General features: G+C 34.2%; 13 protein-coding genes. 11 read left to right on the forward strand and 2 right to left on the reverse strand.

Annotated elements, in window-relative coordinates:
- Positions 1-33: 33 nt before the first annotated feature.
- From ASE21_RS07405 to ASE21_RS07440, 8 genes are all read left to right on the forward strand, one after another.
- Positions 34-2,295: a TonB-dependent receptor domain-containing protein gene (locus tag ASE21_RS07405; protein ID WP_057121964.1), complete on the forward strand. Its 2,262-nt coding sequence runs from the start codon at positions 34-36 to the stop codon at positions 2,293-2,295.
- A 257-nt stretch (positions 2,296-2,552) separates the two neighbouring features.
- Positions 2,553-3,017, forward strand: a complete 465-nt coding sequence (locus ASE21_RS07410) for a thioredoxin family protein (protein ID WP_057121965.1) — start codon at positions 2,553-2,555, stop codon at positions 3,015-3,017.
- Positions 3,018-3,035: 18 nt separating this feature from the next.
- Positions 3,036-4,208 (forward strand): lycopene cyclase family protein, encoded by a 1,173-nt coding sequence (locus ASE21_RS07415; RefSeq protein WP_057121966.1) that lies wholly within the window; start codon positions 3,036-3,038, stop codon positions 4,206-4,208.
- Positions 4,209-4,373: 165 nt separating this feature from the next.
- The gene (locus ASE21_RS07420; protein ID WP_057121967.1) at positions 4,374-4,784 is read left to right on the forward strand and encodes a BrxA/BrxB family bacilliredoxin; all 411 of its coding nucleotides are present in this window, start codon (positions 4,374-4,376) and stop codon (positions 4,782-4,784) included.
- Positions 4,785-4,998: 214 nt separating this feature from the next.
- Positions 4,999-6,357, forward strand: coding sequence for a rhodanese-related sulfurtransferase (locus tag ASE21_RS07425; protein ID WP_057121968.1), 1,359 nt, complete (start codon positions 4,999-5,001; stop codon positions 6,355-6,357).
- Positions 6,358-6,380: 23 nt separating this feature from the next.
- The gene (gene tnpA / locus ASE21_RS07430) at positions 6,381-6,818 is read left to right on the forward strand and encodes an IS200/IS605 family transposase (RefSeq protein ID WP_057121969.1); all 438 of its coding nucleotides are present in this window, start codon (positions 6,381-6,383) and stop codon (positions 6,816-6,818) included.
- Between the two features lie 441 nt (positions 6,819-7,259).
- Positions 7,260-8,501 carry a peptidase U32 family protein gene (locus tag ASE21_RS07435; protein ID WP_057121970.1) on the forward strand — a complete coding sequence of 414 codons (1,242 nt, stop codon included), beginning with the start codon at positions 7,260-7,262 and terminating at the stop codon, positions 8,499-8,501.
- On the forward strand, positions 8,501-8,731 hold the full coding sequence (locus ASE21_RS07440; RefSeq protein ID WP_057121971.1) for a ferredoxin: 231 nt from the start codon (positions 8,501-8,503) through the stop codon (positions 8,729-8,731). The genes ASE21_RS07435 and ASE21_RS07440 overlap by 1 nt, the downstream gene beginning before the upstream one ends.
- A gap of 75 nt (positions 8,732-8,806) precedes the next feature.
- On the opposite strand, the gene ASE21_RS07445 is transcribed toward ASE21_RS07440, so the two are convergent.
- On the reverse strand, positions 8,807-9,349 hold the full coding sequence (locus ASE21_RS07445) for a hypothetical protein (RefSeq protein WP_057121972.1): 543 nt from the start codon (positions 9,347-9,349) through the stop codon (positions 8,807-8,809).
- Positions 9,350-9,525: 176 nt separating this feature from the next.
- On the reverse strand, positions 9,526-9,882 hold the full coding sequence (locus ASE21_RS07450) for a hypothetical protein (protein WP_057121973.1): 357 nt from the start codon (positions 9,880-9,882) through the stop codon (positions 9,526-9,528).
- A 491-nt stretch (positions 9,883-10,373) separates the two neighbouring features.
- Between ASE21_RS07450 and ASE21_RS07455 the strand changes: the two genes are divergently transcribed.
- Genes ASE21_RS07455 through ASE21_RS07465 form a run of 3 tightly spaced genes read left to right on the forward strand, consistent with a single transcriptional unit; the run spans position 10,374 to position 14,521 of the window.
- The gene (locus ASE21_RS07455; protein ID WP_057121974.1) at positions 10,374-11,741 is read left to right on the forward strand and encodes a stage 0 sporulation family protein; all 1,368 of its coding nucleotides are present in this window, start codon (positions 10,374-10,376) and stop codon (positions 11,739-11,741) included.
- The gene (locus tag ASE21_RS07460) at positions 11,725-12,204 is read left to right on the forward strand and encodes a gliding motility lipoprotein GldH (protein ID WP_057121975.1); all 480 of its coding nucleotides are present in this window, start codon (positions 11,725-11,727) and stop codon (positions 12,202-12,204) included. The genes ASE21_RS07455 and ASE21_RS07460 overlap by 17 nt, the downstream gene beginning before the upstream one ends.
- Positions 12,205-12,214: 10 nt before the next feature.
- A complete protein-coding gene (locus ASE21_RS07465; protein ID WP_057121976.1) occupies positions 12,215-14,521 on the forward strand; it encodes a penicillin-binding protein 1A in 2,307 nt (768 codons plus the stop codon).
- Positions 14,522-14,705: the final 184 nt, after the last annotated feature.

Here is a 14,705-nt window from a genome sequence, read left to right on the forward strand (position 1 = left end):
TTTTTAGATTTGTCTAAATTTAATTTTGCAACAATGAAAAATTCAATTTGGATATTGATATTATTTAATTTACACTTTTCTTTTGCTCAGGAATCGGCCAGAATCTCAGGGTTCATTTCCGGAAACGGGCAAAAATTACAAGCCGCAAACGTGCAATTATTGGGCACAGACCAAAAAACAATTTCAGATAGTTTAGGTTATTATTCTTTTGAAAATGTTTCCATTGAAAATGGAAGAATTCAGGTGACCTCGACTGGATTCAAACCTGTGACACAAAGATTTTCAGTTATAAAATGGCAAAACCTTGTTCTTAATTTTGATTTAGAAGACAATGAAAATCAGCTGAATGAAGTTGTCGTTTCAGGGACTTTAAAACCAGTAAAGCGTTTGGAAAGTGCTGTTCCCGTTGAGGTTTATTCACCCGTTTTTTTCAGGAAAAATCCAACACCCAGTATTTACGATGCGCTTCAAAATATAAATGGAGTCCGGCCTCAGCTTAATTGCGGTGTTTGTAATACGGGCGACATTCATATAAACGGACTTGAGGGACCGTATACTCTGGTTTTGATTGATGGAATGCCCATTGTAAGCAGCCTTTCAACAGTTTATGGTTTGTCCGGAATTCCAAATTCTCTTGTCGAAAGAATAGAGATTGTAAAAGGACCTGCATCGTCTTTGTATGGAAGTGAGGCAGTTGGCGGGTTAATTAACATTATCACTAAAAACCCAACAAATGCGCCAGTATTTTCTGCAGATTATTTCACAACGACGTATTTAGAAAATAATCTTGATTTGGGAATGAAATTTAATGCAGGTAAAAAAGCGATGGTTCTTTTGGGTGTTAATTATTTTAACTACGATATGATTATTGACAAAGACCATGATAATTTTACAGATGTAACACTTTCTGACCGCATTTCGGTTTTTAATAAGTGGAGCTTTCAGCGAAATGATAATCGTCTTTTTACAATTGCTGCCTGCGGAATGTACGAAGACCGTTGGGGCGGACACGTTCGATGGGAAAAAAAATACCGCGGCGGAGACGAAATTTACGGCGAAAGTATTTACACAAAAAGAGCTGAATTAATTGGGAGTTATCAATTACCGTTTGAAGAAAAATTAATGCTTTCCTTTTCGGGAAATGTTCATTATCAGGATAGTCGATACGGAACAACCTCTTATATCGCGAATCAAAAAATTGGTTTTCTGCAATTGACATGGGATAAAAAAATCGGGCGTAATGATTTTCTGGCTGGAATTGCGAATCGATATTCCTATTATGACGATAATACGCCGGCAACAAAAGACGCAGAAAGCACCTGGCTGCCAGGAATTTTTGTTCAGGATGAAATTACTTTTTCTCCAAAAAGTCAGATTTTGCTGGGAGCGCGATACGATTATAACTCGATTCATGGTTCTATTTTTACCCCGAGATTTGCCTATCGTTTCAAAGCAAATGAAAACACAATTTTTCGATTAAATGCCGGAACCGGATTTCGTGTGGTGAATTTATTTACCGAAGACCACGCCGCACTTACGGGTTCGAGAGAAGTTGTGATTCAGAATGATTTAAAACCGGAAAAGTCAGTAAATGTAAATTTGAATTATATTCAGAAAATAAACCTGGATAACGGCACATTTATAGGAATTGAAACAACTGCTTTTTATACCCGATTCAGCAATAAAATTATTTCAGATTACGAAACAGATCCCAATAAAATCATTTATGATAATATTGACGGTTATGCTGTCAGTCAGGGAATCAGCACGAATGTTGATGTCAATTTTACAAATGGTTTAAAATTTATCCTTGGAGCAACGGTTTTGGACAATAAAAATGTTCAGGACGGAATTTCAGAAAGACCTTTTTTAACCGAAAAATTTACTGCAACCTGGAGTATTTCATACAAAATACAACCTTGGAATTTATTGCTCGATTATACTGGAAATGTTTACAGTCCGATGAAATTGCCTTTACTGAACGAATACGATCCAAGAAATCCAAATTCACCATGGCATAGTATTCAGAATATTCAGTTTACATATACAGGCTGGAAAAATTTTGAACTTTACGGCGGAATCAAAAATTTGCTGAACTTTACTCCAAAACAAAATAATCCGTTTTTGATTTCAAGAACAAATGATCCTTTTGATAAAAATGTACAGTATGATTCAGCAGGAAAAGTTTTGGTTACACCAGATAATCCGTACGGATTAACTTTTGATACAACGTATGTTTATGGTCAAAACCAAACTATTCGCGGATTTTTTGGATTACGTTATACATTTAGGTGATTTTTTTGCCGCAAATTATACTTAGCCGTATAAATCGATATAATGCAATTGAAATATGCCAATTCATCATCAAACTGGACTGAAGTCCAGCTCTACAAAATAGCTCATTCCCTTGGAACTTTAAGAACCATAGGTTCGATATCATATTGTAGAGCTGGACTTCAGTCCAGTTTGATGATGTGAAAATTTTATGTCGTTGTAACAAAAAAATATACAATCCTTTTATCCGTGCGATTTGTGGCAAAAACAATAACAAAATGAAAAAGCTATTTCTTCTTATTTTCTTTTTCGGAATAACTTCCTCGGTATTTTGCCAGTTGAAGAGTCATTCTTTTGAAGAAATCGACAGTTTGCAGCGTATTCAAAATCGGAAGATAATTGTTTTTATTCATACCGATTGGTGTCAATACTGCCAGCGCATGAAAACAACAACTTTCAAAAACAAAGAAATTATCGAAAGTCTAAATTCTGATTTCTATTTCATTGATTTTAATGCCGAAGAAAAAAGAGATATTACTTTTAATAATCAGCTGTTTCAATACAAACCTTCGGGGAATAATGTTGGCGTTCATGAATTGGCTTTGCAGCTTGGAACAATCAACAGCCAGATTGTATATCCGGTTTTGTGTGTTTTAAATGAGGAAAATCAAATTATATTGCAATACAGCAATTATTTAAATGCAAAGGATTTTAAGTTTCTTTTAGAAAAACTGAAACAATAAAATTTATTATTTTTGAGAATGAATTCTTCGCAAATCAAACACTTCGATTATATTTTTACAGGAACCGGACTGTCTTCTTTAATGACCGTTTATAAAATGATTTTATCCGGAAAATTCTCTGATATGTCTGTTTTATTAATAGATCAGGATTCGAAAAAAACGAATGACAGAACCTGGTGTTTTTGGGAAAAAGAAGAATCAATATGGAATTCTGTTATTTCTAAAAAGTGGGATTTTGCTTCATTCTCCAATGAAAATTTTAAACGTCATTTGGCACTAAAGCCTTATCAATACAATAAAATTAACGGAATTGATTTTTATAATTTTGTTTTTGCGACGCTTTCTAAACATTCAAATATTACTTTTTTAAATGAAAAAGTAACAGACATTAACGAATTGGAAACGCATGTTTTCGTAGGAACAGAAGAGAACAGATATACCTGCAATTATTTATTCAACAGTATTTATACTAAGGCTTTCGCCGAAAGTCAGACAAAATATCCCATTTTGCAGCAGCATTTTGTGGGATGGTTTTTAAAAACAGAAAAGGAAGTTTTTAATCCGGATCAAGTAACTTTTATGGATTTTTCTGTAAAACAGAAAGGGAATACACGTTTTATGTATGTTTTGCCAATATCCAAAACAGAAGCTTTAGTCGAATATACGTTGTTTTCGGAAAAACTGCTTCCTAAGGAAGAATACGAAAATGAGATTGGGAACTATTTAGAAAAACTCGGAATTTCTCAATTTCAAATTATAGACAAAGAGCATGGAAGCATTCCGATGACATGTTATCCGTTTTGGGAAAAAAATACTAAACGTGTTTTAAACATCGGTACTGCCGGCGGCTGGACAAAAGCAAGCACAGGTTATACGTTTAAAAATTCAGATAAAAAATCTGCCGAACTGGTTGAATTTCTTCAAAAGAAAAAAAATAATAACTCTTTAAATATGAAAGAATTTCATAAGAAAAGCCGATTTTGGTTTTATGATTTATTGCTTCTGGATATTCTGTATCGTCATAATGAAATTGGAAGTTCTGTTTTTTCTTCATTATTCAAAAAAGGAAATCCGCAATTAATTTTCAGGTTTTTAGATGAAGAAACTAACATAACCGAAGACCTACAGGTTATTTTAAAATGTCCGAAAGTGCCTTTTATTAAAGCATTATTTCGGGTGATTTTTAAATAAGTCAGATTTTAAGGCTAGTTTTTAATTAAAAGTTTTATCAGTTAGTAAGTCTTTGATCTAAAATTTAATATCGGACTATAACAAAACTTTATACTTCAAATTAACTAGTTGCGAGTAAACTTTGTAACTTTGCAACTCAAAAGTTAATTTTAAAAGAACAAGAATATGTATCCACTAGAAATGGTAAAACCTATGGAAGCTGAATTAACAGCTGTTGGGTTTCAAGATTTACATAGTGCCGAAGCTGTTGAGAATGCTATCAAAGCAGAAGGTACCACTTTAGTTGTAGTAAACTCTGTTTGCGGTTGTGCTGCAAGAAATGCACGTCCGGGAGCAAAAATGAGTTTAGAAGGAGCTAAAAAACCAGATCACCTTGTTACCGTTTTTGCTGGTGTAGACAAAGAAGCGGTTGATGCTGCAAGACAACACATGTTTCCTTTTCCTCCATCATCGCCATCAATGGCTTTGTTCAAAAACGGAGAATTGGTTCACATGTTAGAGCGTCACCACATCGAAGGGCGTCCAGCCGAAATGATTGCTGAAAATCTGCAAGATGCATTTAATGAGTTTTGCTAATTTTTTTTAGTTTCTAAGATTGTGAGATGCTAAGATTCTGAGATTTTAGTTTCAGACTGACAAAGTACAAAAATTTAAAAAGCACCTGTAAGGTGCTTTTTTTATGGACAAAAGGAAAAAAAAACTTAGAACCTTAGAACCGTAGTATCTTAGAACCTTTTTTTATACCTTTGTAGCTTCAAAAAAATATTTCTCACTTAAAACTGTTTATAGCATGCAACTGTACAACACTTTGAGCGCAGAAGAAAGAGCCGTCATGATCGATGATGCAGGTAAACAACGACTAACGTTGTCTTTCTATGCGTATGCCAAAATTCAAGATCCTAAAAAATTTCGCGACGATTTATTTATTGCCTGGAACGCACTCGATGCTCTTGGCCGAATTTATGTTGCCCATGAAGGAATTAATGCTCAAATGAGTATTCCGGAAGAAAATTTGGAGGCTTTTAGAGCAACTCTTGAAGTTTATGATTTTATGAAAGGCATTCGTTTAAATGAAGCTGTAGAACATGACGACCATTCCTTTTTAAAATTAACCATCAAAGTACGCGACAAAATTGTTGCTGACGGTTTAAACGACGATACTTTTGATGTTACTAATATAGGCGTTCACCTTAAAGCCAAAGAATTTAATGAAATTTTAGATGATCCAAATACAATTGTAGTCGATTTTAGAAATCACTATGAAAGTGAAGTTGGTCATTTTAAAGGTGCCATTACTCCAGATGTTGAAACTTTTAGAGAAAGTTTACCAATTATCAACGAACAGCTTAAAGATCATAAAGACGATAAAAATCTGGTAATGTATTGTACCGGAGGTATTCGCTGCGAAAAAGCAAGTGCCTATTTTAAACATCAGGGTTTTAAAAATGTGTTTCAACTAGAAGGCGGTATTATTAATTATGCTAAACAGCTTAAAGAGGAAGGTTTAGAAAGTAAATTTATTGGTAAAAACTTTGTATTTGATAACCGTCTGGGGGAAAGAATTACAGAAGATATTATTTCGCAGTGCCACCAATGCGGTAAACCTTGCGATAATCATACGAATTGCGAAAACGACGGCTGCCATTTGTTATTTATTCAATGTGACGATTGTAAAGCCGCAATGGAAAACTGCTGTTCTACAGAATGTCTGGAGATTATTCACATGCCATTGGTAGATCAGGTTCGATTGAGAACCGGAAAGCAAGTTGGAAATAAGGTTTTCAGAAAAGGAAAATCAGAAAATTTAAAATTCAAACATTCTGGTGAGTTATCAGATACTGCTTTGGCTCCTGCCGAAAAACAAGCAGACATTCGTCAGAAAATAAAAGTCAAAAAAGTACTTCTTGGAAAAGCCGAACATTATTATGTAAAAGCTCAAGTTGGACAATTTACTATTGAAAATCAGGAACTAAACGCTGGCGATAAAATCTTAATCTCCGGACCAACTACTGGTGAACAAGAATTGGTTTTAGAAAAAATGATCGTCAATGGAGCAGAAACTCAATCTGCAAAAGTTGGTGATAAGATTACTTTTGAAGTTCCATTTCGTATTCGTTTGTCAGATAAATTGTATAAAATTGTAAATTAGCATTTTTTTAATCCTAATTTACAATGTCGCAACATTCCTTTACCAAACTATGGGTTCACGTTATTTGGGCAACTAAGAACCGTCGGGAATTAATTAATGATTCTATTGAAAGAAAAGTGTATAACTACATTCATAATGAATTAATTAGTCTTGGTTGTCCCGTTCGAATTATAAATGGAATGCCGGATCATGTACATGTACTTTTTCTCTTAAATCCACAAAAATCTATTTCAGATATTCTTAAACAAATTAAGGGAAGTTCTTCTCATTTTGTAAATGGAGCGAATCTTATCGTTGAAAAATTTGCCTGGCAAACGGGTTATGCGGCTTTTGCGGTGAGCGAATCTCAGCTTGAGGTTGTTTTCAATTATATAAAAAATCAAAAAAAGCACCATCTTAAAAAGAATGGAAAGGATGAATTTGAAGAATTTGTAAAATTACATGGACTGAGTAAGGAATAAATTTCAGATTATATATTCCCGTTGTTTCAGTCATGTAAAATATTTCAAGAGGATATTACGATAGCGTGCAAAATATAGTTCCCATGGTTGAAACCACGGGCTATATTTGAAAAAATATACCACAAAAGGATATAAAAACATAGCCAATGATTTCAATGATTGTGACGTAATGCAAATCTTCAATCTTGTGTCCCCATGGTTAAAACCACGGGCTATATTTGAAAAAAAAGATACCACAAAAAGATATAAAATATAGCCAATGATTTAAATCTTGGGCTATGTTTAGAGAATGCCGCAAATAGTTTTTAAAACATAAACTATGATTTAAATCATAGTAATGTAATCTATCTCCACATTATTTTTGCGCATTGTTAAACTACTATATCCGAAAAACGAATATAGCTAATGGTCTTCTACCATTGTAACACTTACAAATCAATAATGACAATTAATAATAAAATTGAACTCATGGCTCCGGCAGGAAGCTTTGAGTCGCTTCAGGCTGCGCTCGATAATGGTGCAGATTCTATTTATTTTGGTGTAGAACAACTGAACATGCGCGCGCGCTCGACAGTAAATTTTACCATTGAAGATTTAAAAGAAATTGGCAGTCGTTGTGAAGCAAAAAACGTCCGCAGTTATCTGACTTTAAACACCATAATTTACGATCACGATTTATCGGTTGTAAAAACACTTTTGAACAAAGCTAAAGAAGCCGGAATCACAGCAGTAATAGCTTCTGATCAGGCTGTAATTGCGATGGCAAGATCTATTGCAATGGAAGTGCATATTTCTACACAGCTGAATATTACCAATATCGAAACCATAAAATTCTATAGTTTATTTGCCGATACAATGGTTTTAAGCAGAGAATTGAGTTTACGTCAGGTAAAGAATATAACGGCTCAGATAGCAAAAGAACAAATAAAAGGGCCAAACGGAAATTTAGTTGAAATCGAAATTTTTGGACACGGCGCTTTATGTATGGCGGTTTCGGGTAAATGTTATTTGAGTCTGCATTCTCATAATTCATCTGCGAACCGTGGCGCCTGCAAACAAAACTGCCGAAAAAAATATACGGTTATTGATCAGGAAACTGGTTTTGAAATCGAATTGGATAACGAATACATGATGTCGCCAAAAGACTTATGCACGTTAGATTTTTTAGATCAGGTTATCGATTCGGGAATTCAGGTTTTAAAACTCGAAGGACGAGGCCGAGCGCCGGAATATGTAGCGACAGTCACCAAAACCTATCGTGAAGCGATTGATGCTTATTATGATGGTAGTTTTTCGAAAGAAAAAATTGAGGTTTGGATGGAAGCATTAAACACCGTTTACAATCGTGGTTTTTGGTCAGGCTATTATCTGGGGCAGGAATTAGGAGAATGGAGCGATATTCCGGGTTCTGCCGCCACTCAGAAAAAAGTGTATGTTGGAAAAGGAACCCATTATTTTCCAAAAGCTAAAGTAGGGCAATTCAAAATTGAAGCTTACGATATTAAAATCGGGGATAAAATTTTGGTAACCGGTCCAAATACAGGCGCGCAGGAAATGATTATCGACGAAATGTTTGTGAATGATGCTACTGTAGAAAAAGCTACAAAAGGAGACGATTGTACTTTTAAACTTCCGTTTAGAATCAGAATGTCTGATAAATTATATAAAATTGTTGAAGCGTAATGGTTATCATCACTTTACAAAGAGACAAATGCATTGGCTGTAATTATTGTGTGGAAATGGATCCGATTCATTTTCAAATGTCAAAGAAAGACGGAAAATCAGTTTTGATTCATTCGCAAAATGCAAAAGGATTTTTTACTTTAAAATTGGCGAATCATGCCATTGCGGAGAGTTGTGAAATGGCAGCAAAAGCCTGTCCGGTAAAGATCATTACGGTTAAGGAAACATAGATTAAAAACAAAAACCCTATTTGTGTCGTAACAAATAGGGTTTTTGGTATAATCAAAACCTGGAATCGTTAATTATTAAATTCCAAATTTGGCATCGATATTATGCTTTGCAGCGTATGCTTGTGCAACATTCATCAGTTTTGTGAATTTAGCATCGATCTCTTTTTGCGTTGAAGCATCAAAATCGATCATTGCCTTTTCAATTTCTTCAGATGATGCTTTATCGTCTTTCATTTTGGCAATTGGCAGATAACCTTCTTTTTGTTTTGCAATTGCATAGGTAAATAAATCTTTTGAAGCCTGAAGAAGTTGTCTATTATCGTCATCTTCATTTATTCCCTTGATATCCTCTAGTTTAGTTTCTAAATTGGCTATCTCAAATTTAAAATAATCGTAATAAGAAGAAGGAATCATTTTTTTCTGGGTTTCATCATAAACCTGAGGTTCCGATTCCAGTTTACGATTGATTTCTTTACTGCCAAATTGAGAAAGTAAGTTTGTATTTAAAACCGCTATTTCAAAAGTTTTATCGGGAGAAAGGTTTGTACAAGACGTAAAAGCGATACTTCCTGAAATTAATACTACTAATGCAATTAATTTATTTAATATTTTACTCATTTTTATTTTGTTTATTATTTTTTAGATTTCATTCTCTTTCTTCAAAATTCTCAATTTTACACTAAAAAGTATGCATCCAGGATTTGATAGCATCTTCTTTGAGTAACTCTAATATAGTAAATAATACGGCAGTTGTAGTTATAAATAAATAGAATATTTAAACAGATATCATTGTTTTAATTGGTTAAATTGTTACTGTTTTTTATAACCAAAAAAATTATATATAACATAAATATAAAAAGAGCTGCCAATATAATCCAAACAGATCCCATACGTTTTTTATAGCTTGGCTGATGTAATGCTTTTTCATTTTCTGCCAAGGTTTTTACATCTTCAGGCCATTTGTTTTTTATAATAAACCCGTTGCATTTTTTACAATGCACTGCATATCCTGCACGTTCTGAATAAACAAATCCAAATAGTTTTGCTTTAATAATTTTTATTTCTAAAATAGCGTCATTACTGCCACATTTATGTGTGTTAATTTTTACAGGGAATAATTTTACGGTTTCCCATGATACTTTTATTGCCATAGTGCATATTTTTTATTGTCAGGTTTAAATACTAAACGTCATTTGGTTGAAAATAAAATGAGTAACTCACTTATAGTTTTTCCTTTTTTTATTTTGGGATTTTGATTTTGAGATGTTCTTAAGAAATTTTTCAAGCTCTAACTGACGCTTTTCTTATGCATTTGCATATGCAGAATCAATATCAATTATTTTCACGCTGTCAACTATCATTTCTATTTAAGAAAAATTTGCGGCAAAAATAATTTATTAAAATATTGAAAATGACCTCTATAAGTCATGAAATAAACAGAATAAGTTCTTATTTGATTTACAATATCAAGGGAAAGTGTTTAAAATGGAGATTTAAATCACTGATTTTGTAAATCAAAACATTTTTATTTAACAAACCCTTTAGATTTAATCCATAAATACGCAAATAAAAAAAATACTATCTTTACCGATCAAACGTTTATGAACTTAAGTCGCACTTGTGTGACACTACATATATAATTATGGCATGTACAAGTTGTTCAACCTCAGATGGCGGCGCGCCAAAAGGTTGTAAAAATAATGGGACTTGCGGCACCGATAGCTGCAATAAATTAACGGTTTTTGACTGGCTTGCTAACATGAGTCCGTCAAATGGCGAAGTGGTTTTTGATTGTGTTGAAGTTCGTTTTAAGAACGGACGTAAGGAGTTTTTTAGAAATACAGAAAAATTAAGTTTAAGTATTGGCGATATTGTGGCAACTGTTGCTTCGCCGGGACACGACATAGGAATTGTTACTTTGACAGGCGAATTAGTTAAAATTCAAATGAAGAAAAAAGGAGTAAATCCGGATAGTAATGAAGTGCCGAAAATTTACAGAAAAGCATCTCAAAAAGATATTGATATTTGGTCTGTAGCCCGTGATCGTGAAGAACCAATGAAAGTTCGTGCGCGTGAACTGGCAATTCAGCATAAACTGGAAATGAAAATTTCAGATATTGAATTTCAGGGAGATGGATCTAAAGCTACGTTTTACTACACAGCAAATGACCGTGTTGACTTTAGGCTTTTAATTAAAGATTTTGCTAAAGAATTCAGTACCCGAGTGGAGATGAAACAAGTTGGTTTCCGTCAGGAAGCTGCTCGTTTGGGCGGAATTGGGTCTTGCGGACGTGAACTTTGCTGCTCAACATGGCTGACTGATTTTAGAAGTGTGAACACCTCTGCTGCACGTTATCAGCAATTATCACTGAATCCGCAAAAATTAGCCGGACAATGTGGTAAATTAAAATGCTGTCTGAATTATGAGTTAGATACTTACATGGATGCATTAAAGGATTTTCCGGATTATGACACTAAATTAATAACCGAAAAAGGAGATGCAGTATGCCAGAAACAAGATATTTTTAAAGGATTAATGTGGTTTGCTTACACCAATAATTTTGCAAACTGGCATGTTTTAAAAATTGATCAGGTAAAAGAAATTATTGCCGAAAACAAACAAAAAAATAAGGTTTCTTCATTGGAAGATTTTGCGATCGAAGTTACTTTAGAGCCTGAAAAAGACTTTAATAATGCAATGGGGCAAGAAAGTCTGACTCGTTTTGATCAGCCAAAAAGAAAGAAAAAACCAAACCGTAAGCGTAAAAATGCTGAGAATGCAGTTGTTACAGCACCTGAAAAACCAAAACAGGCTAATAATAACAACAAATCTGCAGCAGGAAATCAGAATCCAAATCAGCAGAATAAACAAAATAAACAAAATAACTCAAATCACAAGAACAAGCAGAATCCGAATAAAAACAATTCGAACAAGCAGAATTTAAATGATAATAAACCAGCTGAACCCAGAAAACCTATAATTATCACAAAAAATGAGAATAAAAAATAGCGTGATTCTTTTTTTGGCAGCGATAGTTCTTTTTTCATGCGATAAAAAAAGAGTCTTCGATGAGTATAAATCTGTTGGAAGTGCCTGGCACAAAGACAGTATTGTAACCTTTGACCTGCCCGTTTTAGATTCTGCCAAAAAGTACAATTTGTTTGTAAATGTGAGAGATAACAATAATTATCCTTTCAATAATTTATTTTTAATTGTGGCTATTGAAACGCCAAGCGGTTTTACAAAAGTAGATACTTTAGAATATCAAATGGCAAATCCTGACGGAAGTTTAATGGGAAATGGTTTTACTGACATCAAAGAAAGTAAACTTTTCTACAAAGAAAATGTGAAGTTTAAAGGAAAATACAAAGTTCATATCAAACAGGCTGTTCGTGAATCTGGAAAGATTCCCGGAGTTGAAGCTTTAGAAGGTATTACAGACGTAGGTTTTAGAATAGAACAAAAAGATTAGAAAAATAGTTATGGCTGCTAAAAAAAACAATCAAACCAATACAGTTAAGGATATTAATTATTACAAAAAGAAATTCTGGAGAATATTTGCGTATTCACTTTTAGGTGTTCTGGCTTTCTTTTTATTTGCTTCCTGGGGACTTTTCGGATCAATGCCTTCTTTTGAAGATTTAGAAAACCCCGATTCAAATTTAGCGACTGAAGTTATTTCTTCGGATGGAGTTGTATTAGGTAAATATTTCAAAACCAACAGATCACAGCTGAAATATTCTGATCTTCCTAAAAATTTAGTAGAAGCTTTGGTGGCTACAGAAGATGCCCGTTTTTATGAACATTCAGGAATTGACGGCCGCGGAACTTTACGAGCTGTTTTTAGTTTAGGAACAAATGGTGGAGCAAGTACATTGACACAACAGCTTGCAAAACAATTATTTCATGGAGAAGGTTCCCGTTTCCTGCCTTTCAGGATTATACAAAAGGTAAAAGAATGGATTATTGCTATTCGTCTGGAAAGGCAATATACCAAAAATGAAATTTTGGCGATGTACTGCAATGTTTACGATTTTGGAAACTATTCTGTTGGGGTAAGCTCTGCCGCCCAAACCTATTTCTCCAAAGATCCGAAAGATTTAACAATCGATGAGTCGGCAATGTTGGTAGGTATGTTTAAAAATTCAGGATTATACAATCCGGTAAGAAATCCGGAAGGAGTTAAAAACCGTCGTAATGTTGTGCTTTCGCAAATGGCAAAAGCAAAAATGATTACCGAAGCTGAAAAAGAAAAATTACAGGCATTACCAATTGCATTGAAATTTAAATTAGAAAGCCACCGCGAAGGGACGGCTACTTATTTTAGAGAATATCTTCGTGATTATTTGAAAAAATGGGTAACTGAAAATAAAAAACCAGACGGAACGGATTATGATATTTACAAAGACGGTTTAAAAATTTACACTACCATCGATTCAAGAATGCAGCAATATGCCGAAGAAGCAGTTGCTGAACACATGAAAAATCTGCAGCAGCAATTTTTTATTGAAATGAAAACCAATAAAAATGCGCCTTTCGTAAATATTACGCAGGCAGAAACAGACAGAATCATGATGCAGGCGATGAAAAATTCTGTTCGCTGGGCCCAAATGAAAGAAATGGATAAAAGTGAAGATGATATTATCGCTTCTTTCAAAATAAAAACAAGAATGCGTGTATTTACCTGGAAAGGAGAACGCGATACAATTATGACACCGTTGGATTCTATTCGTTATTACAAACACTTTTTGCAATCCGGATTAATGGCTATGGAACCTCAGACAGGTAACATTAAAGCCTGGGTTGGAGGAATTAACTACAAATACTTTCAATACGATCACGTGGGTCAGGGAGCAAGACAGGTGGGTTCTACATTCAAACCATTCGTTTATGCAACAGCTATTGAAGAATTAAACATGTCTCCTTGCGATTCTATTCTTGATGGACCATTTATGATTCATAAAGGGCGTCATCACGTTACTGAAGACTGGGAGCCAAGAAACTCGGATAACAGATATCGCGGAATGGTAACTTTAAAGCAGGGATTAGCAAATTCTATTAATACAGTTTCTGCAAAATTAATTGACAGAACCGGTCCTGAAGCCGTTGTTGATTTAACAAGAAAGCTGGGAGTTAAAACTGAAATTCCGGTACAGCCTTCAATTGCATTAGGTGCTGTTGATATTACGGTTGAAGATATGGTTGCCGCTTACAGCACATTTGCCAATCAGGGAGTGTATGTAAAACCACAGTTTTTAAGCCGAATTGAAAATAAGAGCGGTGAGGTTATTTACGAACCAATTCCGGAATCTCATGACGTTTTAAATAAAGATATTGCTTTTGCCGTAATTAAATTGCTTGAAGGTGTAACCGAAACCGGTTCTGGTGCACGTCTACGTACTCAGGGCGGAGGAAGCGGTGATAACCGTTGGACAGGGTATCCGTATATGTTCAAAAACCCAATTGCAGGTAAAACAGGAACAACACAAAACCAGTCAGACGGTTGGTTCATGGGAATGGTTCCAAATTTAGTAACAGGAGTCTGGGTTGGATGTGAGGATCGTTCGGCACGTTTCAAAAGTTTAACTTACGGACAGGGAGCAACAGCAGCTTTACCAGTTTGGGCTTACTTTATGAAACTTTGTTATAAAGATGAAAACCTTCAAATTTCAAAATCTGAATTTGAACGTCCGGCAAATCTTTCTATAAAAGTAGATTGTTACCAAAGGCCGGCAGTTGTAAAAGACACCACACAAACAGAACAAAATACAGACGAATTTGAGCTGTAGCTTAATTCAATTTTAAAATAAAAAAATCCTTTTGTATCTTCTATATTCGAAAAGAAGGCAAAAGGATTTTTTTGCATAAGATTCTACAGCACATGATTTAACCATAAGAAAGCGTAATCAATTTCATGTTGATTTTATTTTTTACGAAATCGTTATAATTCAATCTAAAAATCTTATTTTTATC

It is taken from the genome of Flavobacterium sp. Root901, assembly GCF_001429765.1.
Classification (GTDB): domain Bacteria; phylum Bacteroidota; class Bacteroidia; order Flavobacteriales; family Flavobacteriaceae; genus Flavobacterium.

Bases quoted from the DNA above. Each gene is read 5' to 3' on its own strand.
- ASE21_RS07405 (WP_057121964.1), top strand. From the start codon at position 34: ATGAAAAATTCAATTTGGATATTGATATTATTTAATTTACACTTTTCT.
- ASE21_RS07410 (WP_057121965.1), top strand. From the start codon at position 2,553: ATGAAAAAGCTATTTCTTCTTATTTTCTTTTTCGGAATAACTTCCTCG.
- ASE21_RS07415 (WP_057121966.1), top strand. From the start codon at position 3,036: ATGAATTCTTCGCAAATCAAACACTTCGATTATATTTTTACAGGAACC.
- ASE21_RS07420 (WP_057121967.1), top strand. From the start codon at position 4,374: ATGTATCCACTAGAAATGGTAAAACCTATGGAAGCTGAATTAACAGCT.
- ASE21_RS07425 (WP_057121968.1), top strand. From the start codon at position 4,999: ATGCAACTGTACAACACTTTGAGCGCAGAAGAAAGAGCCGTCATGATC.
- tnpA (WP_057121969.1), top strand. From the start codon at position 6,381: ATGTCGCAACATTCCTTTACCAAACTATGGGTTCACGTTATTTGGGCA.
- ASE21_RS07435 (WP_057121970.1), top strand. From the start codon at position 7,260: ATGACAATTAATAATAAAATTGAACTCATGGCTCCGGCAGGAAGCTTT.
- ASE21_RS07440 (WP_057121971.1), top strand. From the start codon at position 8,501: ATGGTTATCATCACTTTACAAAGAGACAAATGCATTGGCTGTAATTAT.
- ASE21_RS07445 (WP_057121972.1), bottom strand. From the start codon at position 9,349: ATGAGTAAAATATTAAATAAATTAATTGCATTAGTAGTATTAATTTCA.
- ASE21_RS07450 (WP_057121973.1), bottom strand. From the start codon at position 9,882: ATGGCAATAAAAGTATCATGGGAAACCGTAAAATTATTCCCTGTAAAA.
- ASE21_RS07455 (WP_057121974.1), top strand. From the start codon at position 10,374: ATGGCATGTACAAGTTGTTCAACCTCAGATGGCGGCGCGCCAAAAGGT.
- ASE21_RS07460 (WP_057121975.1), top strand. From the start codon at position 11,725: ATGAGAATAAAAAATAGCGTGATTCTTTTTTTGGCAGCGATAGTTCTT.
- ASE21_RS07465 (WP_057121976.1), top strand. From the start codon at position 12,215: ATGGCTGCTAAAAAAAACAATCAAACCAATACAGTTAAGGATATTAAT.